Here is a 25924-nt window from a genome sequence, read left to right as displayed (position 1 = left end):
ATTACTCGCATCCCGTTTTCTGTTTCCTAAGTGGAATCGCTTCTGATCATGATGTGCCTCGTGACCTGACAGATGTCAAATTTCTGATTGATCATGATTCGGCCTGCGACCTAGTCATACAAGCGTTCGATTATTGTCGCATGGGCATTTCAGTCCTGGTCAAGATCAACTTGAGTGCGGACTCGGAGTCGGTTGCAAAGTCCAATACAGGGGCTGACAAGCGCGAGGTGAAACGGTATCGTCCCTGTATTCCCCACACCTTCCCAGCGCTACGGAATGGACCTCCCCCTATGTCCGACCTTGAATTCAGCGTCCCCGAGTTCAATCTCCTGCTCTCGCTCGTGCATCTCCGCGGCAACGGCTCCACCGCCAAGGTCAAGCTGGCCTTCGGAACGTACGAGCCGAAGAAGGACGAGAAGGACCGCCTCACCGAGAAGGGCCTCATCAGCGTCCGCAAGGTCGGCAGGGCCCAGGAGTGGGAGCTGACCGATCCCGGCTGGCGGGCCGCGAGGGAACTGCTGGCGAAGCCCGCCCCCGCGAAGATCACCCACCGGACCGCCCGCATCCTCTGGTCGATCATCCAGGACTTCTCCGCCCACATGGACCGGGTCGGCACCGAGCTCGCCGACGTCTACCCCGAGCCCGCCGCGGAGACCCTGGCCGACAAGATCATCGCCGCGTACCAGGAGCTGACCGGCGACAGCGCCGACTGGGTCCCGCTCCTCGCGCTGCGCGAGCGGCTCGACGACGCCGCCCGAGAGGAGGTCGACAAGGTCCTCGCCGAGCTGCACACCCTGCGGGAGATCCAGCTGATCCCCGAGTCGAACCAGAAGACCCTCACCGACGCCGACCGCGACGCGGCACTCTGGCTCGGCGGAGAGCACCGCCACCTCATAGGGATCGAGGTGCGATGAGCGACGCACTCGAAGCGCTGCGGAGAGCACCGAGCGACTTCGCCGTCACCCCAGACGACATCTGGGTCGAGAACTCCCGCCCACACGTCGAGGGCATCAACGAGACCGTGATGAAGGCGGTCGAGGCGCAGATCCAGCTCGCCGAGCGCAGCCCCCGCTCGAGCGTGTACGGCCTCCCGGTGATCGGCGAGGGCGGCCGCGGCAAGAGCCACCTGCTCGGGCAGACCCGGAAGCAGGTCCAGGACCGCGGCGGATTCTTCGTGCGGCTCAACATACTCCACCTCGACCAGTTCTGGCCCAACCTCGTCGGCAGCTACCTCTACGCGCTCAACATGCCGCACCGGCTGGCCCCGACCGGCCTCGCGTACCTGCTCGACACCCTGGCCCAGCGGGCGCGGGTGCCCGACAAGGTCCGCCGCCAGATCCTGAACGACCGGCGCCCGGACGCGGAGTCGGCGTCCCGGTTCATCGAAGCGGTGCGCGAGCTCGATCCGGCGCTCGGCAGCGCCCGATGGACCCTCAAGGCACTGCTCTACCTGCACTCCCGAGACGAGTTCGCCGCGAGCGCGGGGGACGAGTTCCTCAACGGCGGCGAGGTCGACGCCGACCCCGAACTCGGACTCCCCGGGACGAACCGCACGCCCGCGAAGGGGGTCGTGCGCGACCTGTCGCACCTGATGTCGCTCTGCGGGGCGACCGTGGTCGCCGTGGACCAAGTGGACGACATCGTGCGGGCCTCGAAGTCCGGCACCGCCGAGCGGCACCGGGAGAACGCGGGCCAGCTGCTCGACATGCTCGGTGTGAACTTGGTCGACGTGCGGGACGAGACCCGGCGGACCACCGTCGTCATCGCCTGCCTGCGGAACACGTGGCGGGAGTTCAGCAACTACACGACCGCGACCATCGTTCAGCGATTCGAGCCCCCGGCCCGCCTCGACGACGCACTGCCGAGCGCCGAGGTCGCGGCAGCGCTGCTCGCCGCGGTCCTCGAACCCATCTACCGCGAGTCGGGCTTCGAACCGCCGTACCCGAGCTATCCGTTCCCGGCGCGGGGTCTCGCGCAAGCGGTCAACTTCAGCCCTCGCCAGCTGCTTCGCACCGCCGGCGACCACATCCGCACCTGCGTCGAAGCGGGCGCCGTGACCGAGCTGGAGCGGTTGGACGTCGTCGCGAGTCCCGTTCGCGGCTCCCATGCCGCGGAGGAGGCGTCGCTCGCCGACCTCGACGAGGTGTTCGCCAGGTACCGCTCCGAGACCTCGCGGGAAGCGGCCACCGACCCCGAATCGGAGTACGTGAAACTCCGCCCGCTGCTCGGCGCAGGCCTGCGCGCCTACCGGATCGAGGCCGGGCGCGACCCCGAGACCTTCGACGTCAGGCTCTCGGTAGGGGAGAAGCAGGGCTTCCACGCCGAGGTGCACGACCGCGCTGGCAGCAGGCCGAAGCGGTGGGTCTTCCGGGCGATCTCCACCGACCACGGCAGGGCCGTGCTCCACCGGGTGCGTGCGCTCTGCCACTGGGCCAAGGTCGGCGAGGACGACCCGGTCCAGGACAACCATGCGGTGCTGTGGGTGACCGCCTCCCGCACCGGCTGGCGCCGCTGGTCGGCCGGGGCCCAGGTCTGGGAGTGGATCGGGCGGATCCGCCAGGACGGGCTGGAGGTCCTCGCCTCCGAAGAGGACTACCAGACGTTCGCGGCGCTGGAGCGCATGGAGTCCGAGCACATCCCCGGCTTCGAGGACTGGCTCGGCAAGCGTCGACCCGCTTCGCGCACCTACCTGCTGCAGGCGGTGTTCGGCGGGCCGCCGGAAGCGCGAACGGTCATCGCGGTGCCGGACGTGCCCAAGCCGACCAGCGCCCCTCGATCCCAGGTCGAGAAGCGGACGGTCACCGAGTCGCGGGTGTTCATCGAGGTCCCGTTGACGCAGGCGGTAGCCAACGCCACTGCCAGAGGCGGCAGCATAAACGTCGGCGCCCTGGGTGAGGGCGCCACCAGCACCGTCGGCGCGATCGGGGAGGAAGGCACAGGGCAGGTCCGGGTCGCCGAGGCGACGGCCGGGCGGGTCGCCCTCGAGCGGCGGGCCGCGCCAATTGCGACCCGGCTCGACCACCGGACGGTGCACCTGGACCTCCAGGCCATGGCCAAGCACCTCGGCGTGTTCGCCGGCTCGGGCTCGGGCAAGACCGTCCTGTTGCGGCGGATCATCGAGACCGCGGCGCTTCAGGGCGTCTCGTCGATCGTCCTGGACCCCAACAACGACCTGTCCCGCCTCGGCCAGCGGTGGCCCGAACCGCCGGACGGGTGGCTGGAGGGCGACCGGGCCTGGGCGGAGGAGTACGCGCGCACCGTCGACGTCGTGGTTTGGACCCCCGGCCGGAACCGCGGTCGCCCGCTGAGCTTCCAGCCGCTGCCGGACTTCTCGGCCGTGGCCTCGGACCCCGACGAGTTCGACATCGCCGTCGACACGGCGGTCGCGTCGCTGGTGCCGCGGGCGAGGATCGGAAAGTCGACGCCGCGGGACGATCACGCGCGGGCTGTCCTGAAGCAGGCGCTCGCGGCATACGCGCGCGACGGGAGCTCCGACTTCCAGGGGTTCCTGATGTTCCTCGCGGACCTGCCCGACGGCGTGAGCGCGATTGTGAAGGCCGAGGACATCGCGGCGCAGATCGCGTCCACCTTGCAGGCCGCGGTCATCAACGACCGCGTGTTCGGCGGCGCTGGCAGCCCGCTGGACCCCGGGGTGCTCCTGACGCCGCCGGACGGCAAGCGGGCCCGGATCTCGGTCGTGAACTTCATGGGGCTGCCCACCGACGAGCAGCGCCAGGGGTTCGTGAACCAGCTCGAACTCGCGCTGTTCTCCTGGGCGAAGCGCAACCCCGCGGTCGACCGGCCGCTGTCGGGTCTGCTCGTCCTCGACGAGGCCCAGACGCTGGCGCCGTCGTCGGGGTCGACCCTCTGCCTCGACTCCACGCTGGCGCTCGTCTCCCAGGCGAGGAAGTACGGCCTGGGGATGCTGTTCGCGACTCAGGCGCCCAAGGGGATCCACAACCGGATCGTGGGCAACTGCGCGACCCACTGGTACGGGCGCATCAACGCGCCGTCCCAGATCGCGGCCGCCACCGAGGTGGCCCAGACCAAGGGCGGGTCCTCGGTCGACCTGGCGCACCTGTCCGCGGGGCAGTTCTACCTCGCGGCGGACGGGTCGCCCACCGAGCGCGTGAACGTGCCGATGTGCTTCTCCCACCACCCCTCCACCGCCCCGACCGCCGAGGAGATCCTGGCGGCGGTGCACCGATCCGGCGAGGAGCCGAGCGCGTGAACGAGATCATCAGGGAGCGCCTGACGGCTTTCAGGGCCGACCAGGAACTGCCCGAACTGGACGATGCGCGGCTGTTCGAGGTGTTCGCCGCCTACTGCGTGCTGCACCAGTTCCACGAGGACAAGTTCGAGCCCGAGCTGCACCGGACCGGGGGCGGGAACGACCTCGGGGTCGACGCGTGGGGCATCGTCGTCAACGGGGACCTCTTCCACGACTTCGACGGCGTGAAGCAGGCGGTCGAGGCCTGCCGCGAGATGAACGTGGTCGTCATCGTGGTGCAGGCCAAGCTCAGCGGCTCGTACGAGGGGAAGGTCGTGGCGGACCTGGCCGACAACCTGCGGCAGGTCTGCGCCCGGCCCCCGATCACGTACACGGCCTCGCCGGAGGTGGTGGAGCTGCACGACGCGCTGTGCCTCATCTACGACCACCATCACAAGCTGGCCGAGAAGAGCCCGAGGCTGGAGGTGCGGTACGTTCACTGCGGGCAGGAGTCCAATGAGGACATGCTGGAGAAGTGCCGGTCCGCGGAGGCCTCGCTCGACGAGCTGGGGCGGTTCCACTCGGTCCGGTTCGCGGCGGCCGGGTGGCGCGAGCTCGACCGGCTGTTCAAGCGCACGCTCCGGAAGGTGAAGGCCCACTTCGAATGGGCCAACCGGTCGGCGCTCCCGGTGATGGAGGGCGTCAAGGAGGCGTGGATGGGCACCATCCCGGCCTCGGTGATCGTGGAGCGGCTCCTCGTGGACGAGGGCGGCAGCATCCGCAAGTTCCTGTTCGAGGACAACCTCCGGGAGTTCCTCGGGGCGCAGAACGAGGTCAACGACGGGATCGCGCTGACGCTCGCCGATCCGGCCAAGCGCCGGCGCTTCGCCGTGCTCAACAACGGGATCACGGTGATCGCCGAGCACTTCGACACGTCGGGCACCGAGTGCCACATGAGCGACTTCCAGATCGTCAACGGCTGCCAGACCGGCCACGTGCTCTTCCAGAACCGCGACAGGCTCACCGACGACGTGCACGTCAAGCTCATCGTCATCGAGACCGAGGACGGCGAGATCGCGGGCGACATCACCGTCGCCACCAACCGGCAGACCGAGATCGCTCCGGAGGACCTGCGCGCCGACCAGCAGATCCACAAGGACATCGAGGCGTTCTTCCGGGCGCGGCCGGCGCCGCGCGACCTGTACTACGAGCGCCGCAGCGGGCAGTACGAGGCGCGCTCGGTGACGATGACCAGGGTGATCCGGCAGGGGCAGCTCGCCCAGGCGTACGCCTCGGCGTTCCGCGGGCACGCGCACGAGGCGTCGCGGACGTCGAAGCTGCGCAAGGACCCCGCGCTGCGGATCTTCCACCGCGACAGCCTCCCGATCGCGTACTACACGGCCGCCTCGGTCTGGTACCAGGTCGACTGGCTCCTGCGGAACAACCGGGTCGAGCGGAAGTGGAAGCCCGCGAGGTTCATGCTCGTGGCCGCGCTGGTCGAGCGGTTCGCCGAGGGCAGGCCGCTGCCGGCGAGCCCCAAGAAGGCAGCGGCGCACTGCGAAGCGCTGCTGGCGCGGATCTGGGACCGCGACGAGGTCGAGCACCTCGTCAGCCTCATGATCGGGCGCCTGGAGCGGTTGCTGGCGACCGAGACGTCGCATCAGCGCTTGAGCGACCTCGCCCGCACCAAGGGCTTCACGGAGCGGTTCCTGAAGGAGGCCGCGGAGGTCGGGTAGCCCGTATTCGGCGGCCGGTTTGGGTTGCCCTGGGTGGATGTTTGCCTTAACATCGATCTACTTGAATGTTTGGGCAGTCGTCCAGACGAGTCCGGCGGCCCGGAGTGGGTCGGGCCGCGGCGACTCGGGTCCTCGACAACCGGGGACGGCTGAGCCCCCTACTCGGCTTAGGAGCTCAACCCATGGAAGTCACACCCACCGTCGGCCGTGCGCGCGTGCGGCTGAGAAGAAGGGCCGCAGCGGTGTTCGCGGCCTGCGGAGCGCTGCTGGCCGCGTCGCTGGCGTTCGTCGCGGCCAACCCGGCATCGGCCGCCGCCTGCGACGCCGTGCAGTACGCCATCACCTCGCAGTGGGGGACCGGGCACAACGCCGCGGTCTCGATCAAGGCCGGGTCGGACGGGCTGAACGGCTGGACCGTCGAGTTCGACCTGCCGAGCGGATCGAGCGTGCAGAACGCCTGGAACGTGGCGTACACGCAGTCGGGCGCGCACTTCACCGGCGAGGACGTCGGCTGGAACGCGCAGGTCTCGGCGGGCCAGACCCGCGAGGTGTTCGGCATGACCGTCACCGGGACCGGCACGATCCCGACCTCGTTCAAGGTCAACGGGACCACCTGCGGGGGCACCTCGACCCCGACCACGACGCCGACGAACGGCGAGCCGACCGAGACGCCGACCGGGAACCCGCAGCAGCAGAAGCAGACCCGCACGCCGGCGTTCCTCACCGAGGCCGGCGCGGAGACCGACAACTACGTCGAGTCGGCGAACTTCACCGTCCGCTGGGGCGACGCGATCGACGCCGTCGCCTGGGGGCGGTCCCGCGGGTACGCGAACTACCCGCAGTGGGTGGCGGAGCACATGGAGGAGATCTACGACTTCTACGTGAACGAGGTCGGCTTCGTCGACCCCGCCGACCACGGCGTCGGCTCCCGGTACCGCATCAACCTCTACCTGTGCGGCACCTGGTCGAACGGGTTCCTGCCGCCCGCGAACTGGGCCGGGCCGGACGACATCGGGGTGGGCCACCTCTGCATGCCGTACGACAAGATCTGGGACGACTGGGTCGAGTCGCACGAGTTCAACCACATCCTCCAGTCCTATGCGAGCGACATCAACGACGCCAACGGGAACAACGGCGGTTGGGGCCACGGCAACCCCGTCGCCGGGCCGGTCTGGGAGGCGCACGCCAACTACATGGCCCGCATGAACCGCCCCGAGGTCGTCCTCGGATCCGGGTACTACCTCGAACGCCAGCACTTCCGCTGGCTCGCGCAGGAGACGTACTACGGCGACTGGCTCATGTTCGACACGATCGCCGAACTGTACGGCGCCGAAGCCGTCGACCGGCTCTGGTTCGAGGCCAGGCAGGGCGAGCATCCGATCGACACGATCAAGCGCGTCCTCCAACTCGACCAGCAGGAGTTCGCCGCGCTCATCGGCGAGATGACCTCCAGGCAGGTCGTGTACGACTTCGACCAGGGCGCGGCCATGCGCACCGACCTGTGGCGCGGCGGCGGCAGCTACCGGCCGCTCCACACCGACCCGCTCACCGGCCTCGGGGGAAACCGGTACCAGATCGCGGCGTCCGACGCGCCGCACCAGTACGGCCACAACATCTTCCGGCTCAACCCGACCGCGTCCGCCGTGTCCGTCTCGCTCACCGGGGCCTCGAGCCTCTCGGGCGCCGACTGGCGCTTCCGGCTCGTGGCCGTCAAGGCCGACTTCTCGGTCCGCTACAGCCCGCTCATCTCGCCGGGCCAGACCGCGAACTTCTCGCTCCAGAGCGGGGAGACCCACATGATGCTCGTCGTCGCCGCCACCCCGTCCGTCCACCGCAACTACACGATGTGGCAGACCGGCGTCGGCGACCCGTTCCCGTACCAGCTCACCATCACCGGCGCCACGCCGTCCTGATGCGGGCGGGGGGCCTGCGGGACGGCCCGAACCGTCCCGCAGGCCCGCCGGCTCGGGGGTGCCGCGGCGGACCGGCGGCGGCTACATTGAGCCTCTGATCCGCGACCGGACGGGAGGCGCGATGTACGCGGTCATCGACGTGGAGACGACCGGCCTGCTCAGCAAGGACCGGATCGTCGAGATCGCCGTCGCGCAGCTCGACGAGGACGGCCTGGTCACCGCCACTTGGGAGACCCTCGTCAACCCCCGGCGCGATCTCGGGCCGCAGGAGCTCCACGGCGTGCGCGCCGCCGACGTCCGCAAGGCCCCCACGTTCGACCGGGTCGCCGGGGACGTCGTCGAGCTGCTCCGAGGCCGCGTGCCGGTCGCCCACAACCTCGCCTTCGACGGCCGCCTGCTCGCCCACGAGTACCTCCGCATGGGCTGCGAGATACCGGACCTCACCCACTTCGGCGTCTGCACGATGCAGTGGGCCGGCCACTTCCTCCCCGACGCCGGCCGCAGCCTCGCCGACTGCTGCCTGGCCGGCGGGATCGCCAACGACCGGCCGCACGAGGCCATGTCCGACGTCCTCGCCACCGCGGAGCTGTTCGCCCTGTACCTCAACAGCATGGGGCCGGTGCCGGTGTGGGAGGGCCGCGGCCTGGGCCTGGACGAGATGCACTGGCCCCCGGTCCCGGCCCGGTCCACCCCGGCGGTGCGCCGCGGCGCGGGCGCGGGCGACGGCGGTGAGTTCCTCGCCCGGCTGGTCGACCACCTGCCGCGCGTCCCCGACCCGCCGCAGGCCGACATGTACCTCGCCCTCCTCGACCGCGCCCTCGTGGACCGCCACATCTCCGCCACCGAGGCCGACGCCCTGGTGGACCTGGCCTCCGGACTCGGCATCGGCCGCACGGCCGCCCTCGGCCTCCACCGCGGCTACCTGCGGTCCCTGGCCGCCGCCGCGGACGGCGCCGTCTCCGCCGCCGAACGCGACGACCTCGCCCGCGTCGCCGGCCTGCTGTCCCTCCCCGCGGACGCGGTCGACGACGCCCTGAACGCCGACGAGCCGCCGCCGGTCCGCCCCGGCCGCGGATTCCGCCTGACGCGCGGCGACACCGCGGTCCTGACCGGCGCCTTCGCCGAGTCGAAGTCCTTCTGGGCCGCGCGCCTCGAAGCCGCCGGGCTGCACGTGGCCGCCACCGTCACCAAGAAGACGTCCCTAGTGGTCGCCGCCGACCCCGACTCCATGTCCGGCAAGGCCTCGAAGGCCCGCCAGTACGGTATCCCGGTGATCGGCGCCGACGCCGTGGACACCGTCCTCGCCCGCATGGCCCCGGCCTGACGGACCGCTCACCGGAGCCCCAGCTCCGCAAGCCGCTCCCGGAGGTCCAGGAGGTACGGGTTGGTCCGCAGCTCCGGGTGGTGCCCGTACAGGATCGTGAACGCGCGCTCGATCATCGTGTCGACCAGGTCCTCCAGCTCGGTCCAGGCGATCCGGCCCTCGCCCTCGTGGTCGTTGGTGGTCACCGTGACCGTCGCGCCCTCCCGCGCGGCCTTGTAGGTGATGGCCTCCACCGACGAGTGCATGTCGATGCGCGGCTTCTCCTTCAGCACGATCGGGGCGGAGGCCCAGGCGAGCGCGAAGTCTACGACCGGCAGGTACCGCCGGGAGAAGAAGAGGCCGCCGACCTCCAGACTCACGTCCACCCGGAACCGCTCGTACAGGAAGTCGTCCTCGCCGAGCTGGTCCCAGCCGATCGGCACACCCTTCGGCGTCGCGGGAGCCCAGTCGCCCGACCACGAGGGGTCGTCGGGACTCGGCGTGTACCTCACGTCGGTGCGACGTCCGTCCACGGCTACCACTCCTGTCAGGATTCAAAGGGATAGGCGGTCTTCATGTTGCCATCGCCGGCGACCGGGATGAGCAGGCCGGTCTGACCGTTGACCCCGGTCGGCTTGTCGGTGTACGGGTTCCAGTACACGTATTTTCCACTGCGCATGATGTCGTCCGAGTTGACGCCGCGCGGCCGGTCCACGCCGTTCTGCTGCGCGTCCAAGAGTGCGGCGCGCAGGTCGTCCTTCGTGAAGTCCTTGTGATACACGTTGTTCTTCACCGGCGGCTTCTGGCTGTCGTAGTAGCCACCCGGCCGGTGCTTCTCCCAAGTCGCGTCGACCATGTCCTCGTCGAACTCGAACTTCGGCTTCTTCTTCGGCGGAGGCTGGCCGTTCCCCTCGTCCTTGGGCTTGCCGGAGTCGGCGGGTGCGTCCGAGTCGTCGACGGCTCCCCGGTTGAGCTGCTCATCGGCCTTGCGGCTGTCTCCTTCGTTGCTCCGCCCTTCTGAGCGGGTTCGAGGCTTCTTCCGCTTCCGGCCGTGAAGACCGAGCAGCGAGAAGAGGACGGGGATCAGGACGGCTCTGAGGAGGATTCGGTTCACGGCGGTCACCCGAAGAGGAGGTCGCGGAGGGCGGTGATGGAGTCGATGAGGCCGGTGATCCAGCCGAAGATCTTGCCGACCCATTCGGTGATCTTGATGACGGCCTTGGGGATCACCCAGGCGGCGCCGATGCCGACGGTGAATGCCACTTCGGCGGCCCAGGCGATCAGGGAGCCGATGCACTCGGCGACGAACTCGCGCACGAACTCGCGGACCATCGAGACCAGTTGCCCCGCGCCGCGGGTGGCGGTGCCGAGCGAGAGCGCGGTGCCGCCGAGGCAGCCGAGCGCGTCGGCGTTGATGTCGCCCTTGTCGCGGTAGGCGTCAGAGGCCTCGCCGTCCCAGGACTCGACGTCGGCGTCGATGAACGCCTCCATCTCCGCCGACATCGCGAAATACTCGTTCGCGATGTTGTCCCAGGTCATCGCGTGGGCCTCGACGAGGGTGGGGTTGCCGGCGAGCATGTCGAGCGCGTCCTGGAGCGGTTCGACGTGCTCGATGAGCCAGCCGACGCCCGCCGAGGCGAGGGTGCCGATCGGGTCGAGGACGGCGCCGACGGTCTCCAAGGCGACGCCGAGGCCGGCGACCGAGGCGTCGATCCAGGAACCGGAGTCGATCGCCATCGCCAGGCCCGCATAGGACTCCACGATCCCGGCTCCCGCGACGGCGGCCCCGGGCTGCGGGGGGACGTCGGATTCGGTGGCGACTAGGTCGCTCATATGCTCCTCCCCGCCTTCACCGCTCGGACTCGATCCGCCGGAGCCGCTCGGCGGCGCCCTCGTCGGAGGCCGTGTACTGCTCGGCGGTGCGCCGCAGCGCGTCGGCGAGCTTCCCGAAATTGCCCTCGGCCTTGACGGAGAGCCGCTTCTGGTCTTCCTGTCGACTTGCGAGGACCGGGGGCAGGAACTGGCAGATGATGCCGTACGCCTCGTCGTCCTGGGTCACGGAGTCGATCGCGGACTGGATGGCGGCGAAGCGGTCCAGGAACCCGTCGATGTGCGCCGCGTGGGTGTGGAGATCCTCCGGTACGACCTCGAAGTGCTCACTCATGCCGAGGCCCCCCGCCGAGTCGGGGGAGCCGCCGCGTGATGCCCTCGATCATGTTCGAGATCCTTTCCTCCTGAGCGCCAACGTGAGCAGTGGCATTCGAATTGGTCAGACCTCGAACGATAGGGGCAAATCGACTGCCGTGGGGTACAGCCGCGTCACGCAGGGGGACCACTATAAACCGTTGTGGCCCATGTGGCGGGAGCGGTGAACGAATCGGCGAGATCTCGGCGGCAGCCGATCGTGCCGGGCGCGGCCGACCCCGCGGCGATCATGCTGCTTCGCTGCGCCAGTTCGGGTTCCGGCCGGTGAGGGCGATGAGGCGGTCCTGCGGGGTGGCGTCGGGGGCGGGTTCGAGGGCCGGGGCGTAGATGCCCTGGCGGGCCTCCTGGTCGTCGGCGTCCTGGCCGACGAAGCCGGTGAGGAGGTCGACTGTGGACGAGTCGAGCTCGTAGCGCTGGCCGGTCGCCGCCGCCAGGTCCCAGCCGTGGATCGCGACCTCGTTGAGGGCCACGAGCCCCATGATCGCGGCCGGGAACGTGACGCCCCCGGCGGTGGCGTCGCCGTCCCAGGCGGCGGGTTCGGACCAGGCGTCGGCCAGGACCTGGAGGCGCGCTTCGAGGAGCGCCCGCCAGTCGTCGGGCAGTTCGGCCGGCGGCGTGCCGGGAGGCGCGTCGTTGTGCGGCCCGCGCTCGCCCCGGGCGGCCGCAGTGAAGGCCAGTGCCAGGCCCAGGAAGTGGTTCAGGACCTGCGCGACCGTGTACTCCTCGCACGGGGTCGGGGAGTCGAGCCGCTCGCTTTCGATGCCGTCGAGCAGCCCGACCACCAGGTCGGTCACGATCTTGAAGTCGACTTCGGTCCCGGACATGCTCACTCCTCGCGTCGTATGGTCTGCACTGGAGCAGACGACGCGGGCCGCCCGGATTCATCGCCGGTGGAGACCCGGTCGGCCCGCTGCTTCACGTCGGTCGAGGACGGCGCCCCCGTCAGGCGAGCGCGGCCCGCTCCTCGCGCAGCCACGCTTCGAACGTGCGGGCCGGGCGGCCCAGGACCCGTTCCACGTTGTTGTTGACCGTGGCCGGGGTGTCGCCGAAGTTCGCGGCGACGTCGAGGAGCGAGTCGAACATGGCCGCGGGGAACCAGTCGGGACGGCCCGCGAGGGCCTGCTCCCGGGACAGCTCCTCGACCTCGACCGGCCGCCCGAGCTCGGCGGCGACGGCCGCGATGACCTCGCGCTGGCTCATGGACGCCGGTCCGGTGAGGACGAGGCTGCGGCCCCGGAACCGTTCGCGCGTCAGCAGGTCCGCCGCGACCTCGGCGACGTCGCCGAGGTGGATCGGGTTGATCCGCCACTCGGGGAACGCGATCGAGACGCGGCCCGCGAGGATCTGGTCCTTCCAGTCGCGGAAGACGTTGCTGCCCAGCCACGACGGGTACAGCACGGTGTGCGGCAGGCCCGACTCCCGGGCCGCGTCCTCGACGGCCCGGTGCGCGGTCCCGATCGGGCCGGCGTGCTCGACCGGGTCGTACGCGGCGGGGGAGGAGAGCAGGACCGCGTGCTCGACTCCGGCCTTGACGGCCGCGTCGAGGAAGCCGCCGATGTCGCCGAAGGTCGGGTAGAGGAACACGGTGCGGACGCCGTCGAGCGCGGCCTCCGCGCCGGACGGGTCGGTGAGGTCGAGCGCGACCGTCTCGGCCCCTTCGGGAACCGCGAGTCCAGCGGTGTCGCGTGCGGAGGCCCGGACGCGGTGGCCGGCGGCGGCGAGGGCGGCCGCGACGCGCGAGCCGATGTTGCCGCGGGCGCCGGTGACGAGGACGGTGCCGTCGAGTTCGGTCATGGGTGTCGCTCCTGGTCTGGGGTACGCGAGGGCGGGGCGCGGGGCGCGCCCTCGGGTAGCATGGCGATGGAACCTATTTGCTTTGAAAGCAAAGAGACTTTAGATGCAAAGATAATCCGGAGGCGTGCCCGTGTCAACCCGAGATGGCGTCGACGACTCGATCCGCGAGCTCCTGCTGCACATGCCCCGCATGGTCGGCCGCGCCAAGCGCCTCCCCGTGCCCGAGCGCGTCCGCTCCCTCGAACTGAGCCCGCGCCACCTCTCGCTCCTCGCGCTCCTGCTCTTCGACGGCCCCGCCACCGTCAACGACCTGGCCGCCCGCCTCGAGGTCGCGCCGACCACGGTGAGCCTCATGGTCGGCGAGCTCAGCCGCAAGCACGTCCTGGAACGCCGCGAGGACGACGCCGACCGCCGCCGCCGCATCGTCTCCATCACCGCCGAGATGCGCCCCGAGATCCAGGACTGGCTCGCCGGCAGCGCCGCCGCCTGGCGCACCGCGCTCGCCCCGCTGACCCCCGCCGAGCGCCGCACCTTCGTCGACACGCTCCTGACCTACGAACGCGCCCTCGACGACCAGGGCGCTACAGGCTGAGCTCGGCGGCCTCCAACCGGACGAGGTCCGCCTTGAGCTCGGTGAGGCTCCGGGCCGCGTCGTGTTCGAGGTACACGCGCTCGGCCTCCTCGAACCGCGTGCGCGCGAGCGCCGTGTCCCCGGCCGCGAGCGCCGCCTTCCCCAGGCCCTGCACCGCGTTCGCCGCGCCGACCGGGTCGCCCCCGGTGTCGAACAGCGCCTTCGACTCCTCGAACCGCGACGCGGCCTCGTCCTCGTCGCCCGCGGCGAGGGCGGCGTCGCCGATGCCGAGGAGCGCGAACGCGATCCCGTACGAGTCCCCCTCGGACTCCGAGGCCGCGAGCGCGGACATGAACCGCTCGGCGGCGAGCCGGTGCTCGCCGCGGAGGATCGCGACCCGGCCGAGGCCCCGCTCGACGTAGATCATGCGGTGCGCGTACCCGCCCTCGCGGTACGCCTCCATCGCGGCCGTGTAGTGCCGCTCCGCCAGCTCGGCGTCGCCGCGCAGCTGCACGACCTCGGCCAGGCCACGCCGGGCGTTGCCGACGCCCCCGGGGTCCCCGGCGGCCTCCGAGCACTCCAGCGCCGCCCGGTACCGCGCGGCGGCCGGTTCGAGCTCGCCGCGCAGCCGGGCGACTTCGCCGAGGCCCCAGAGGGAGTGGCCGGTGCGTCCCTGGTCGCCGCGGGCGCGGTCGATCCGCTCGGCCTGCGTGAACCCGGTCTCGGCGGCGTCGTAGGCGCAGTACCGCAGCGCCCGGTAGCCGAGGAAGCGGGCGAGGTGGGCGTACTCGACGGTGGCGCCGCCGGTGCTCAGGTGCTCGATGGTCTCGACCTCGGCCTCGAACCAGTCGGGGTGCTCCTCGAACCCGGTGCCGAGCCGGTCCAGGTAGTGCTGGGCCAGAGCGAGCCGGAAGGCCTCCAGGTCGCCCTCGGCCCCGGCCACGTGCGCGCCGTAGACCCGCAGGAGGTCGTGGGCGCGGTAGCACCGGAGGGCGCGCTCGCGACTGGTGCGGGTGAGGTCGCGGACGGCGAGGCCCGCGTTGACGAGGCCGTGCATGCGCCGCTCGGCCTCGCGCAGGTCGCAGTCCATCGCGGCGGCGAGGCTGCCGAGCGTGGCGAGCGCGCCGGGGTGCGCGCCGAAGGCCCGGAACGCCCGCCGCTCGGACGGATCGAGGCGCCGGTAGGAGCCTTCGAGTCGGTCGAAGAGGTCCCGCTGGTTGTGCGGGTCGCTCTGGCGCCGTGACGGATCGGGCTCGGGCAGGTCCGCGATGATCTCGTCGAGGGCGGCGTCGCCTCCCGCGATCTCGCGGGCGTGGGTGGCGATGAGCACCGGGACGCAGAGGTCGCGGCGGACGAGCTCGGCGACGAGCGCCGGGGGGTGCCCGCCCCCGGCGAGGCCCGTGAACATGGCGATCGCCTCGCCCTCGTCGAGCACGTCGAGGCGGAGGTCGCCGGCGTCGGCGATGTCCAGCCGGTCGCGCGTGGTCACGATCGTGACGCACCCGGAGCCGCGGACGAGGAGGCCGTCGAGCTGGGCGGAGTCGTCCACGTTGTCCCACACCATGAGGAGGCGGCGGTCGGCGGCCGCGGCGTGCCAGCGGTCGCTCCTGGCGCGGGCGTCGAGGAGTTCGACCTCGTTGGGCGTGGCCGCGCCGATGCCGGTGAGCACGGAGCCGAGCGCGTCGGCGCCGGTGTCCGCCACCGGTCCGCGGTAGGACTCGAAGTCGTGGAAGACGCGGCCGTCGAACCGGTCGCCGAAGCGGTTCGCGAAGGCGACCGCGAGGGCGGTCTTGCCGACGCCGCCGAACCCGCCGATCGACTGGATCACCGCGACGCCGTCGGCCGCCTCGACGGCCGCGAGGAGGTCGGCGAGCTCCTGTTCGCGGCCCACGAAGTGGCGGCCGCTGAGCCCGGGGTTCCAGTGGTCGCGCCAGATGCTGTCGGGGCGCCGGTCGAACGCGGCGTCCCATTCGCTGGCGCCGTTGAAGCCGGTGACGGCGTCGAGCCGGACGCCGAGGGCCGCGAGTTCGGAGAGCGGCGTCGCGAGGGCCCCGGTGGGGGCGCCGAGGCCGCGGCTGTTGTTGACGACGCCGCAGATGGCGCGGCGCTCGGGGTCGATGAGCATGGAGCCCGACATGCCCTGCAGCGCATGGCCGTCGGCGAGCCACCAGAAGCCCTGGTCGTCGAGGCTCTCCCAGGTGAAGTCGACGCCGCGCAGGCGCGGCACGGACCGGGTGTTCCCGGGGTTGGGGCGGGCGGCGATGATCGCGCGGCGGCGGGCGGGGCCCGGGGGCGGGGCGGCGGTGAGGTCTAGGCGCGGGCAGGGGTGGCCGCCGATGCGGCGCCCGCGGTCGTCGCGCAGCTCGATGAGCGCGAGGTCGGGCCGGTCCCAGAGGCCGTCGGGGCCGGGGCCCTCGGGGATGCGGGCGATGACGTGCGCGGTGGCGGCGTTGACCTGCGGCAGTTCGGAGACGATCCGCAGGCGCCGCTCGCCGGCGGACGCGACGACGTGCGCGCAGGTGAGGATCAGGCCCGGCGCGGCGACGAAGCCCGAGCCGAGGAACCCGCTGCCGTCCCCCGGGCCCGTCTCGACGCGCACGGCGAAGCGGAAGAGCCCGCGGTCGTCGATCCCCACGGCCCCCATGTCACTCGCCGCCCGGGGCCGCGCTCCACTTGAGCGTGACCTTCAGGGTCGCGGCGGCCCCGCCACTGACGAGGAGGCCGGTGAGCCTGCCGGACTTGATGTCCGCGGCCACCCCGAACTCCACTGTGGCCTCCTGCGGCTGGACCTTCGCCCACACGTCGGCGAGCTCGGCGCCGACGGCCTCGATCATGCCCCGGATGCGCTCGAAGGATTCGGCCCCGCCCCCGTCGCCGATCGGAGTGAGGCCGCCGCCGGAGCCGGCGCGGTCGGGGTCGTCGACGGTGTCGATCGTCTCGACGAGGAACTCCGCCTCGCCGATCTTGACCGGAACCACTTGGCGCATATGGATCTCCCGGGGTGCGTCAGGGGTACCGCCAACGGTAGCAACAGGACGCCCGCGGCGGGGTCCCGTCAGGGGCGCGGGGGTGCGGCGGAGTCGCGGACGACGAGGGTGGTGGCGAGCTGCACGTGGTGGGAGTCGGGGACCTTGCCGGCGGCGAGTTCGATGACGGTGCGGGCGGCGACGCGGCCCATCTGGCGGAGGGGCTGCTTGACGGTGGTGAGCGGGGGCTCCATCCACATGGCGTTGTAGGTGTCGTCGAAGCCGACGACGCTGAGGTCGCCGGGGATCGAGAGGCCGCGGCGGCGGGCGCTGCGGAGGACGCCGACCGCGATGGAGTCGCTGGCGGCGAAGATCGCGGTGGGAGGCTCGGCGAGGTCGAGCATCCGGTCGGTGAGCACCGCGCCGGTCGACTCCTCGAACTTGCCCGAGCCCATGAGCGCGGGGTCGAGGTCGATGCCGGCCGATTCGAGGGCCGCGCGGTAGCCGTGGAGGCGCTCGCGCGCGGGCACCGACTGCACGGGCCCGCCCGCGAAGCCGATCCGGCGGTGGCCCAGGTCGAGCAGGTGCCGCGTGGCCTGGAGGCCGCCGGCCCAGTTGGTGGCGCCGAGGCTCGTGACGCGCTCGTCGAGCGGGTTGGCGGGGTCGATCACCACGAGCGGCAGGTCGGCCTGCTCGCAGGCGGTCATCTCGTCGGCGGTCAGCTCCGCGGTCACCACGACCAGGCCCGCCGCGCCCTGCGCCGCGATCTCCTTGATCCGCGCGGGCCCCAGCGGCACACCCGTCCCCGCGCCGCCGGTCTCCAGCGAGCTGGTGACCACCTCGACGCCGAGGTCCCTTGCGCCGCTGATGATCCCGTCGAGAACGTACACCGCGTACATGTTCAGGATCGTGTCGAACACGACGTGGATCGACTGCGGCCCCGGCGCTTCGCGCGGTCCGGTGGTCGGCACGTAGCCGAGCTCGGCGATCGCCTCGCGGACCAGCCGCCGGGTCTCCTCGGCCACGCCCGGGCGGCCGTTGAGCACCTTGGAGGCCGTGGCCTTCGAGACGCCGGCGCGCTCGGCCACCTCGGACAGCGTCGCGCGCGGGCGGGCCGGTTCGCTCATGTGCTGCACCTCGTCATGTCGTGTACCGACATTCTAGCCATGACCGGAAACTGTTTCCCGGGTTCCCGGTCCGCACGCTCCCGCGACCGCGAGGTGACGCGGCAGGCCGAATCGGGCCCGGCCGGCACCGGAGAAAACCCGCGCGGAACCCGCCCGAAACCGTTTCCGGCCTCGGCCGCGGCTGCCGCGGTCCCCGTTCTCCGCCTCCCGCAAGCACCGTCACACACCGTTTCTATTGCGGCACAATGGACTTCGTTGCCTATAATGACGCGGTCCTCCGGCCGGGGCGTCCGAACCGCGCCCCGCCGGCCCCGACGACAGCAATGGAGACCCCGTGTCCTTCACAGTAGGCAGTACCCGCCGCATGCTCACCCGTGCGGCGGTCCTCGCCGCCGCCGCGGGCCTCGGCGCGGCCGCCCTCGCGGGCCCGGCCTCGGCCGACGTCACGATCCAGCAGTACGTCGCGCTCGGCGACTCCTTCGCCTCCGGCGTCGGCGCCGGCGACTACCTCGCCGACGACGGCTGCTACCGCTCCGCCAACGCCTACCCCAAGGCCGCCGAGGCCGCCCTCGGCGAGCGCCTCTGGTTCGAGGCCTGCTCCGGCGCGAAGATCGAGGACGTCGTGGCGAACCAGCTCGGCCACCTCTACCGGGCCAACACCGAGCACGTCACGATCGGCGTGGGCGGCAACGACGCCGGGTTCTCGACGGTCCTCGGCGCCTGCGCCGGCACCGACACCGCCCTTTGCGAGGCCGCGATCGCGAACGCGCGCGCCATCATCACCGACTCCCTCCCCGCCGAGCTCGACGACCTCTACACCCGGGTCGAGAACCGGGCGTTCTCCGCCGAGATCGTGGTCGTCGGCAACCCGCGCCTGTTCGCCGAGACCGCCTGCGCGGGCGCGCTCGCGATCACCCCCGCCGAGCAGGCCCTCCTCAACGACGCCGCGGACCTCCTCGCCGAGACCACCGCCGCCGTCGCGGCAGACCACGGCTTCGACTTCGCCGACCCGCGCGCCGCGTTCGACGGCCACGGCGTCTGCTCCGCCGACCCGTGGATCCTCGGCTACACCGGGAACCTCGAGTCCTTCCACCCGAACGCCGCCGGCCAGGCCGCCTACGCCGACGTCGTCGTCCCGCTCCTCGATTACTAGACCGCTCGCGCCGACGGCCCGCGGGCGACCCCCGCGGGCCGTCGGCGTGCACCCCCAAACTGGACGAAGGCCCTTAGAATGACGGCACCCCGCGGCGGAGGACCCCACCGCAGACCGCCGCACGGCACCGCAAGGAGACCAATGTCCGCAATCCCCCGCACGACCCGGCGCGGCCTCGCCGTCCGCATCGCCGCCGCGGTTGCCGCCGCCGGCATCGGCGCGGCCGCCTTCGCCAGCCCGGCCTCGGCCGGCTGGTGGTCCCCGAAGTACGTCGCCCTCGGCGACTCGTACGTCTCGGGCGTCGGCGCCGGCGACTACGAGGACACCACCTGCTACCGCTCCGCGAACGCCTACCCGGTGCTCGCCGCCGCGGCGACCGGCGCGAAGCTCTCGTTCGACGCCTGCTCCGGCGCCCGCGTCGAGAACGTCGTCGCCGACCAGCTCGGCAGCCTGACCCGGCGCACCAGCGAGGTCACGATCGGCGTGGGCGGCAACGACGCCGGGTTCTCGGCCGTCCTCGGCGCCTGCGCCGGGACCGACACCGCCCTGTGCGAGGCCGCGATCGCCAACGCGCAGAGCATCATCACCGGCTCGCTTCCCGCGGAGCTCGACGACCTGTACACCCAGGTCGAGGACCGCGCGCCGCGCGCCGACGTCACCGTCGTCGGCAACCCGCGCCTCTTCAGCGGCGCCGCCTGCGCCGGCACGCTCGCCATCACCCCGGCCGAGCAGGCCCTGCTGAACGAGACCGCGGACCTCCTCGCCGAGACCACCGCGGGCGTCGCCGACGACCACGGCTTCGCGTTCGCCGACGTCCGCGACGCCTTCGCCGGCCACGAGGTCTGCACCGCCGACCCGTGGATCCTCGGCTACACCGGCACCGTCGAGTCCTTCCACGCGAACGCCGCCGGCCAGGCCGCGTACGCCGAGGTCGTGACCCCCTACCTCGAAGACTGCTAGCAACCGCCGGACCGGCCCGCGGCGCGTCCGCGGGCCGGCCCGGGGGAGAATCCCGGGATGCCGCGACGCTCCCGCACACCCGCCCGCCCCGCCGCCTGCCCCTGCGGCACCGGCGAGACCTACGCCGCCTGCTGCGGGCGGTTCCACTCCGGCGCCGCCAAGGCCCCGACCGCCGAGGCCCTCATGCGCTCGCGCTACAGCGCCTTCGCCGTCGGCGACGAGGCCTACCTCCTGCGCACCTGGCACCCCGCGACCCGGCCCGACCGCATCGGCCTCGCCGACGACGACCGCACCTGGACCGGCCTCGAGATCCTCGGCGCCACCGGCGGCACCCCGCTCCACACCACCGGCACCGTCCGCTTCCGCGCCCGCTACACCGACGCCGACGGCCCCGGCTCCCAGACCGAGGACAGCGCCTTCGAGCGGCTCGGCGGCGACTGGCTGTACCTGGACGCCGTCGCCTTCGAATAGCAGGCCTGAGGAAGGCCGAATCATCGAATATTTGTCGATTTGTTAACAGCTGTCTACCCTCGTCAGGTGAGTTTCGACCCTCCGTCACCCGCCAAAGACCGTCGGGTGCGACGAACCCGCGCCGCCCTCCTGGGCGCCGCCGTCACGCTGGTCAGCGAGCGCGGCACCGCGAACGTGCCGGTCTCCGACATCGCCGACGGCGCCGGCGTCAGCCGCCAGCTCGTGTACCTCCACTACGGCGACCGCGACCGGCTGCTCCTGGAGGCGGCCCTGGACCTGGCCCGCCGCGAGCTGGCCGAGCCGTGGCAGGCCGCGCCGGAGACCGCGATCGGGCGGGGGCGCGCCCTCGCGATCGCACGGCACTTCGCGGCGCACCGGGCCTTCTACGGCGCGATGTTCAACAGCGCGAGCGCGTTCGCGCTCAACCGCGAGGTGAGCGGCCTGCTGTCGCCGCTGCGGAGCGAGTCGATGCGCGACCGGTTCGGCGACGTCCTGCCGGGGCAGCTCGACGCGGACCTGGCGGCGTTCATCACCGGCGGGATCGGCGCCGTCATCTACCTGTGGGTGACCGAAGGCGAGGGGCCGCTCGACCCCGAGGCCATGGCCGACCGCCTGGTGGCGGTCGGGGACCTGCTCAACGCCGCCCTGGAGCACCTCCCGGGCGCGGCCGCGCCGGCCCCCGAGTAGCGCTCAGCCCTTGGCGACCTTCGCGAGGTCGGCGATGGCCTCGGAGAGGACGACCGGGTCGACCGCCCCCTCGGGCAGGCGCACCTCCTCCAGGACCTGGACGGCGTCGGCGTCGAAGTAGGGCCCGCCGCCGAAGCCCGGGGAGAAGGACGCGCGGACCGCGCCGCCGCCGGGGAGGCGCCGCTCGATCGCGTGCGTCCGGCCCTCGGCCCGGACGGCGCTCCACCGGCCGCGGGTGAGCCCGTGGACCGGCCCGGTCAGCGCCTTGCGGCCCTCGAACCGGAGCAGCCGCCGCGCCTCGGCCTCGGCCGCGGTCGGCGTCTCGGCGGGGCGTCCGAGCTGGTCGAACGGTTGCAGCACTTCGTAGTCGGCGAGGACGCGGACCCATGCGGGGAGCGTCTCGCCGAGCAGGACCGGGTGGGCGAGCCGGACCCGGGCGTCGTCGTCGAGTGCGACCGCGTCGTCCGCGTCGTCGGCGAAGGTGCCGTCCTCGGCGACCCGGAACGCGACCGGTCCGGCCTGCCAGACGAGGCGCCGGGCGATCTCTCCCAGCAGCGGGTGCGCCACGAGGTGCGTCCGGAACTCGGCCGCGGACCAGGTGCGCCCGTCGGCCATCGCCCGCTCCAGGCGTGCGACCTGCTCGGCGGCGACCGACGCCGGCCCGGACTCGGGCACGAGCCGGTCGGCGAGCTGCTCGGCGTCCAGGCCCAGACCAGCGGCGACGAGCTCGACCTGGTCGAGGGCGGCGGCCTTGACGGCCTTGGAGCCGCGGAACCGGGTCAGGCGGTGGACGGCGCGCAGGGCCTCCTCGGACGCGACGGCGCCGAGCACTTCGAGCCCGTCGAGGGCCCGCTTGGAGTGGTTCCGGTCGGGCCAGGCGCGCACGAGCGCTTCGAGCCGCGCGACCGCGTCGTCGTCGGCGAAGCGCGCGAGCTGCGTCAGCGCCCACGCGTCCTTGGCGGGCGCGCCGCCGATCTCCCAGGACTCCAGGACGGCCCACGCGAACGCGCTCAGGCTCGCGGGGTCGCAGTGCGCCTTGACGACGTCGAGGCCCGCGTAGGGGATCGCGGGGGAGTCGAGGGCCATCGCCTCGACGACGTGCGCGACGGCCTCGCGCGGCAGCCGCGCCTTCCCGCCGCGCAGGAGGACCGGCATGTACAGGACCGGCTCGGCCCACTCGGGGACCGCGGGGGCCCTGCGGCCGTCGAGGTCGAGGGGGTCGACCGCGAGGATCTCCGCGACCGACGCGACCGCCGCCGCGCCGCAGGGGGCCGCCGCGTCGAGGACGGCCGCGTCCCCGTGCCGGCGGGCCGCGTCGCGGAGCACCGCCTCGGCGGCCTTCCGCCGCCTGCCGGACCTGCCGACGGCGTCGGGGACGAGCCAGGCGACCGCGTCGAGGCCGTGGCGGTCGAGCCAGTCGCCGACGCTGAGCCGGGTCGAGCGCAGCCGCACCAGCCAGTCGGCGGCGATCCGGGCCGCAGCGGCGCCGCGGATCGGCGGGAGCGCGCGGTGCAGGTTCGGGGTCTTCGCCAGCGCCGCGAGGACGCCGACCGGGTCCTCGCCTTCCGCGAGCCGCCGCTGGAGGTCCTCGCCCGCGAGCCACGCGTCCTGTTCGCCGTCGCGCCAGCGCAGTCCGGTCGCGTCGACCGGCGCGACCGCGACGACGAGCCGCTTCCGCTTGGCGGCCTTGCGGGTCCACGGCGGCCCGGCCAGGAACGCCGGCAGGTCCGCGGCCTCGGGCGGGGCGTCGGCGAGCGTCATGAGCCGTTCGATCGCGTCCGCGACGCCGGCGTCGGCGGCCGCGCGGGCGGCACCGAGCGCGGGCACGCTCGCGACCAGGTGCGCGAACCGGGACCGCAGCGACGGGTCCGCGCGCTCGGCGAGCCGGGCGAGGACCCGGAGCGTGCGGCGCGGGAACCTGGCGGCGGCGGTCCTGGCGAGCGGCCCGGTCCGCTCGGCGACCAGGTTCGACAGCAGGTACGCGACGGCCGCGTCGTGGGGGAGCCCGGCGAGCACCTCGTGGACGGTCGACTTCCCCTGGTGCTCGCGGGTGCCGGCCTCGACCGAGGCGACGAACAGGGGCGCGCAGTCGGCCCCGAACGCCTCGACCAGGGTCGCGACGGCCGGGGCGTGGCCGCCGATGTTCGTCAGCAGCGCCAGCCCGGCGTCCCGCATCTCGTCCAGTGAGGACACCACTCCGGCGAGCCGGTTCTGGTCCGTCCAGGTCTTCGCGCCGCGCTCGCGCCATTCGGCGCACGCCTCGGCGGCCCAGTCCCGCTCGGTCGGCATGAGGTAGGCGCGGATCAGCCGCTGAGTGTGGTTGCGGCCGTAAGGCTCCAGGACCGCGCGGAAGGGCCGGTAGTCCGCCTCGGGCAGTGCCGACAGCAGCGTCCGCAGCTGCCGGCACTCGGCGCCGCGGCCCCACTCGGCGCCGGCGGGGCTCGCGGGCGCCCACCGCACGGCGGGCTCGTCCCCGCGCCACGAGGACCGCGAGTACGGCTTCCCGTGCTGGTTCACGACCCGGATCTCGCACTGGCGCATGAGCGCGGCGGCCGCGAACTCGACGCCGTGCTCGAAGGTCCAGGCGTCGAGCTGGACGTACCGCCGGGTCACCTCCCACAGGCTGGTGACGGCGGCCGCGGTCTCGAACACGGCGGCCGCGCCGAGCGGGTCGGCCTCCCCGTCGAGGTAGGCCCGCATCGCGGCGGCGATGCCGGGGTCGGTCTCAGGCGATGCTGCCGCGGTCCGCACCCGCTCGCCGGCGAGGCCGAGCACCGTCTCCCAGTGCCCGGGCATCTCCGGGTCCGGCACGTGCTCCCGCGCGGACGGGAGCCCGCGCCGCGGCGCGGGGTCGAGCTCGATCGCGCCGCGGTAGTCCAGCCAGGGCTGCGCGGGGTCGGGGTCCTCGTGCGGGAGTGCGTCGGTCATGGGGGACATTCTGGACCGGGGGTGCTCACGGCGCGCTCACGCCTCCGCCAGCGGCTCCAGGACCCGGTTGTGGTCGCGGCCGAACACCATGGAGGTCTGGAACCGGGCCACCTCGGGCCTGGTGGCGAGGCGGTCGACCAGGAACGCGTGCAGCTGCTCGGCGTCCTGGACGGCGACGTGCAGCACGACGTCGCTGCCGCCGGAGACGACGAACAGCGTCACCACCTCCGGCCAGGACCCCACGGTCTCGCGGAACGTCTCGTAGATCGAGCGCTGGTGGCGGCTGAGCTGCACGGACACGAGCGCCTCGGCGTGGCGTCCGAGGGCCTTCAGGTCCACGTCGGCGCCGTAGCCGCGGATCACGCCGCGGCGGGTGAGCGCCCGGACGCGCTCCAGGGCGGTCGAGGGGGCGACGCCGAGGCGCCGCGCCAGCTCCCGGTTCGACAGCCGCGCATCCGACTGGAGGAGGCGCACGATCGACGCGTCGAGTTCGTCCATCCACGGATTATCGCCCCGGTTCCGGCCGTTCGTTCGGCGACACCCCCGATCGACCGCGCACGCGTCTAGCGTTGGTCCGCATGACCACCCGTCACCCCTCCGGGTCCCTCGGCACCGCCCGCGGGACCGCGCTCTACCTCGGGGCCATCCTCGGCCCCGGCGTGCTCGCCCTGCCCGGCCTGGCCGCCGCCGCGGCCGGCCCCGCCGCGATCGTCGCCTGGGTCGCGCTGCTGCTCCTGTCGGTCCCCGTCGCCGCCACGTTCGCCGAGCTCGCCGCGCGCCGCCCCGACGCGGGCGGCGTCGCCACCTTCACCCGCGCGGCCTTCGGCGACCGGACCGCCGCCGTCTGCGGCTGGTGGTTCTTCAGCGTCATCCCCGTCGGCGCCAGCTCCGCGGCCCTCGTGGGCGCCGCCTACATCGCCGACGCCGCGGGCCTCGGCCGCGGCGCGGTCGTCGCCGTCGCGGCCGTCCTCCTCGCGACCGCGTTCGCCGCCAACCACATCGGCCTGCGCCTCTCCGGCGGCGCGCAGCTGGTCCTCATGGGGCTCCTCGCCGCGCTGCTCGCGGCCGCCTGCGCCGCCGCGCTCCCGCACTTCGACCCGGCGAACCTGACCCCGTTCGCGCCCATGGGCGTCCCCGGCGTCCTGTCGGCCGCGGCGGTCCTGTTCTACGCGTTCTCGGGCTGGGAGGCCGCCAGCCACCTCTCGGGCGAGTTCACCGACCCCGCCCGGCAGCTGCGGCGCGTCACGGCCCTCGCCCTCGCGGTCGTCGCCGCGATCTACCTCGCCCTCGCCGCCGCGACCGCGGGCGTCCTCGGGTCCGCCGCCGGATCGTCGGCCACGCCGCTCACCGACCTGCTCGCGTACGCGTTCGGCCCGGCCGCGGCCCCGCTCACGGCCGTGTGCGCCGCGCTGCTCAGCCTCGGCGCCATGAACACGTTCATCGCCGGGGCCTCCCGCCTCGGCGCGGCCCTCGCCCGCGACGGCGCGATGCCCGCGCCGCTCGCGAAGGGCCACGAGCCGGGCCGCACGCCGCACCGCAGCCTCCTGGTGCTCGCCGCGCTCACGGGGACCGCGTTCGCCGGGTCGACGGCCCTCGGCCTGGGCCTCGACCAGCAGATGCGCGCCACCTCCGCGGTGCTCGCGGCGGTCACGGTCCTCGCGTGCGCCGCGGCCGTGCGCCTGCTGACCGGCCGGGCCCGCCGGTGGGCCCTGTTCGCCACGGCCTGCACCGCCGCGATCGCCACCGCCCTCACCTGGTACCTGCTGCTGCCCTTGGTGATCGCGGCCCTCGCCCTCGGCTACCTCCGCCTGCGTCGCCGCCGCGCCCGGCCCCTGCCGCCCGGACCGGTGGAGGCCGTCCCGGTCGAGGCCTGAGGGTCCCGCGGATCAGACCGTCGCCG

Annotated in this window: 22 protein-coding genes; 11 read left to right on the top strand and 11 right to left on the bottom strand. The window is 72.8% G+C overall.

Features of this window, described 5'->3' with window-relative positions:
• The first annotated feature begins 290 nt into the window (after window positions 1–290).
• The 5 genes from ABD419_RS04405 to ABD419_RS04385 all read left to right on the top strand — a co-directional run bounded on the left by ABD419_RS04405 (window position 291) and on the right by ABD419_RS04385 (window position 9183).
• On the top strand, window positions 291–914 hold the full coding sequence (locus tag ABD419_RS04405; protein WP_344482236.1) for a hypothetical protein: 624 nt from the start codon (window positions 291–293) through the stop codon (window positions 912–914).
• The gene (locus ABD419_RS04400; RefSeq protein WP_344482233.1) at window positions 911–4231 is read left to right on the top strand and encodes a helicase HerA domain-containing protein; all 3321 of its coding nucleotides are present in this window, start codon (window positions 911–913) and stop codon (window positions 4229–4231) included. The genes ABD419_RS04405 and ABD419_RS04400 overlap by 4 nt, the downstream gene beginning before the upstream one ends.
• Window positions 4228–5946 (top strand): AIPR family protein, encoded by a 1719-nt coding sequence (locus ABD419_RS04395; RefSeq protein WP_344482230.1) that lies wholly within the window; start codon window positions 4228–4230, stop codon window positions 5944–5946. Before ABD419_RS04400 ends, ABD419_RS04395 begins: the two co-directional genes overlap by 4 nt.
• A gap of 182 nt (window positions 5947–6128) precedes the next feature.
• Window positions 6129–7859 (top strand): DUF6055 domain-containing protein, encoded by a 1731-nt coding sequence (locus ABD419_RS04390; protein WP_344482227.1) that lies wholly within the window; start codon window positions 6129–6131, stop codon window positions 7857–7859.
• Window positions 7860–7980: 121 nt separating this feature from the next.
• Window positions 7981–9183, top strand: coding sequence for an exonuclease domain-containing protein (locus tag ABD419_RS04385; protein WP_344482224.1), 1203 nt, complete (start codon window positions 7981–7983; stop codon window positions 9181–9183).
• Between the two features lie 8 nt (window positions 9184–9191).
• Here ABD419_RS04385 and ABD419_RS04380 read toward each other — a convergent pair whose 3' ends face one another.
• The 6 genes from ABD419_RS04380 to ABD419_RS04355 all read right to left on the bottom strand — a co-directional run bounded on the left by ABD419_RS04380 (window position 9192) and on the right by ABD419_RS04355 (window position 13161).
• On the bottom strand, window positions 9192–9695 hold the full coding sequence (locus tag ABD419_RS04380) for a hypothetical protein (RefSeq protein ID WP_344482221.1): 504 nt from the start codon (window positions 9693–9695) through the stop codon (window positions 9192–9194).
• A 14-nt stretch (window positions 9696–9709) separates the two neighbouring features.
• On the bottom strand, window positions 9710–10276 hold the full coding sequence (locus ABD419_RS04375; RefSeq protein ID WP_344482218.1) for a hypothetical protein: 567 nt from the start codon (window positions 10274–10276) through the stop codon (window positions 9710–9712).
• 5 nt (window positions 10277–10281) lie between these two features.
• Entirely contained in the window at window positions 10282–10995 is a 714-nt protein-coding gene (locus tag ABD419_RS04370) for a hypothetical protein (RefSeq protein WP_344482215.1), read from the bottom strand.
• 16 nt (window positions 10996–11011) lie between these two features.
• Window positions 11012–11326 carry a type VII secretion target gene (locus tag ABD419_RS04365; protein ID WP_344482212.1) on the bottom strand — a complete coding sequence of 105 codons (315 nt, stop codon included), beginning with the start codon at window positions 11324–11326 and terminating at the stop codon, window positions 11012–11014.
• A 268-nt stretch (window positions 11327–11594) separates the two neighbouring features.
• Entirely contained in the window at window positions 11595–12191 is a 597-nt protein-coding gene (locus tag ABD419_RS04360) for a TIGR03086 family metal-binding protein (protein WP_344482209.1), read from the bottom strand.
• Window positions 12192–12309: 118 nt separating this feature from the next.
• Window positions 12310–13161, bottom strand: coding sequence for an NAD(P)H-binding protein (locus tag ABD419_RS04355; protein WP_344482206.1), 852 nt, complete (start codon window positions 13159–13161; stop codon window positions 12310–12312).
• Window positions 13162–13342: 181 nt separating this feature from the next.
• Here ABD419_RS04355 and ABD419_RS04350 point away from each other — a divergent pair, with 181 nt between their 5' ends.
• Window positions 13343–13753: a MarR family transcriptional regulator gene (locus tag ABD419_RS04350; RefSeq protein WP_425555946.1), complete on the top strand. Its 411-nt coding sequence runs from the start codon at window positions 13343–13345 to the stop codon at window positions 13751–13753.
• On the opposite strand, the gene ABD419_RS04345 is transcribed toward ABD419_RS04350, so the two are convergent.
• The 3 genes from ABD419_RS04345 to ABD419_RS04335 all read right to left on the bottom strand — a co-directional run bounded on the left by ABD419_RS04345 (window position 13743) and on the right by ABD419_RS04335 (window position 17825).
• Window positions 13743–16367 (bottom strand): trypsin-like peptidase domain-containing protein, encoded by a 2625-nt coding sequence (locus ABD419_RS04345; protein ID WP_344482201.1) that lies wholly within the window; start codon window positions 16365–16367, stop codon window positions 13743–13745. The genes ABD419_RS04350 and ABD419_RS04345 overlap by 11 nt on opposite strands.
• A gap of 10 nt (window positions 16368–16377) precedes the next feature.
• Complete coding sequence (locus ABD419_RS04340; RefSeq protein WP_344482199.1) at window positions 16378–16719, bottom strand: CU044_2847 family protein; 342 nt, start codon at window positions 16717–16719, stop codon at window positions 16378–16380.
• A 68-nt stretch (window positions 16720–16787) separates the two neighbouring features.
• Window positions 16788–17825 carry a LacI family DNA-binding transcriptional regulator gene (locus ABD419_RS04335; protein WP_344482196.1) on the bottom strand — a complete coding sequence of 346 codons (1038 nt, stop codon included), beginning with the start codon at window positions 17823–17825 and terminating at the stop codon, window positions 16788–16790.
• Between the two features lie 334 nt (window positions 17826–18159).
• Here ABD419_RS04335 and ABD419_RS04330 point away from each other — a divergent pair, with 334 nt between their 5' ends.
• The 4 genes from ABD419_RS04330 (at window position 18160) to ABD419_RS04315 (ending at window position 21096) form a co-directional block, all read left to right on the top strand.
• Window positions 18160–18978, top strand: coding sequence for an SGNH/GDSL hydrolase family protein (locus ABD419_RS04330; protein WP_344482193.1), 819 nt, complete (start codon window positions 18160–18162; stop codon window positions 18976–18978).
• A 141-nt stretch (window positions 18979–19119) separates the two neighbouring features.
• Window positions 19120–19938, top strand: a complete 819-nt coding sequence (locus tag ABD419_RS04325; RefSeq protein ID WP_344482190.1) for an SGNH/GDSL hydrolase family protein — start codon at window positions 19120–19122, stop codon at window positions 19936–19938.
• Window positions 19939–19995: 57 nt separating this feature from the next.
• A complete protein-coding gene (locus tag ABD419_RS04320) occupies window positions 19996–20409 on the top strand; it encodes a YchJ family protein (protein WP_344482187.1) in 414 nt (137 codons plus the stop codon).
• A gap of 105 nt (window positions 20410–20514) precedes the next feature.
• On the top strand, window positions 20515–21096 hold the full coding sequence (locus ABD419_RS04315) for a TetR/AcrR family transcriptional regulator (protein ID WP_344482184.1): 582 nt from the start codon (window positions 20515–20517) through the stop codon (window positions 21094–21096).
• Between the two features lie 3 nt (window positions 21097–21099).
• Here ABD419_RS04315 and ABD419_RS04310 read toward each other — a convergent pair whose 3' ends face one another.
• A complete protein-coding gene (locus tag ABD419_RS04310) occupies window positions 21100–24024 on the bottom strand; it encodes a DUF4132 domain-containing protein (protein WP_344482181.1) in 2925 nt (974 codons plus the stop codon).
• A gap of 36 nt (window positions 24025–24060) precedes the next feature.
• Window positions 24061–24522, bottom strand: a complete 462-nt coding sequence (locus ABD419_RS04305) for an Lrp/AsnC family transcriptional regulator (protein ID WP_344482178.1) — start codon at window positions 24520–24522, stop codon at window positions 24061–24063.
• 80 nt (window positions 24523–24602) lie between these two features.
• Between ABD419_RS04305 and ABD419_RS04300 the strand changes: the two genes are divergently transcribed.
• Window positions 24603–25898 carry an APC family permease gene (locus ABD419_RS04300; RefSeq protein WP_344482176.1) on the top strand — a complete coding sequence of 432 codons (1296 nt, stop codon included), beginning with the start codon at window positions 24603–24605 and terminating at the stop codon, window positions 25896–25898.
• Window positions 25899–25924: the final 26 nt, after the last annotated feature.

The organism is Glycomyces endophyticus, assembly GCF_039531525.1.
GTDB lineage: Bacteria > Actinomycetota > Actinomycetes > Mycobacteriales > Micromonosporaceae > Glycomyces > Glycomyces endophyticus.
The sequence above is the reverse complement of the archived record's forward strand: the minus strand, read 5'-3'. Positions and strand labels throughout refer to the sequence as shown.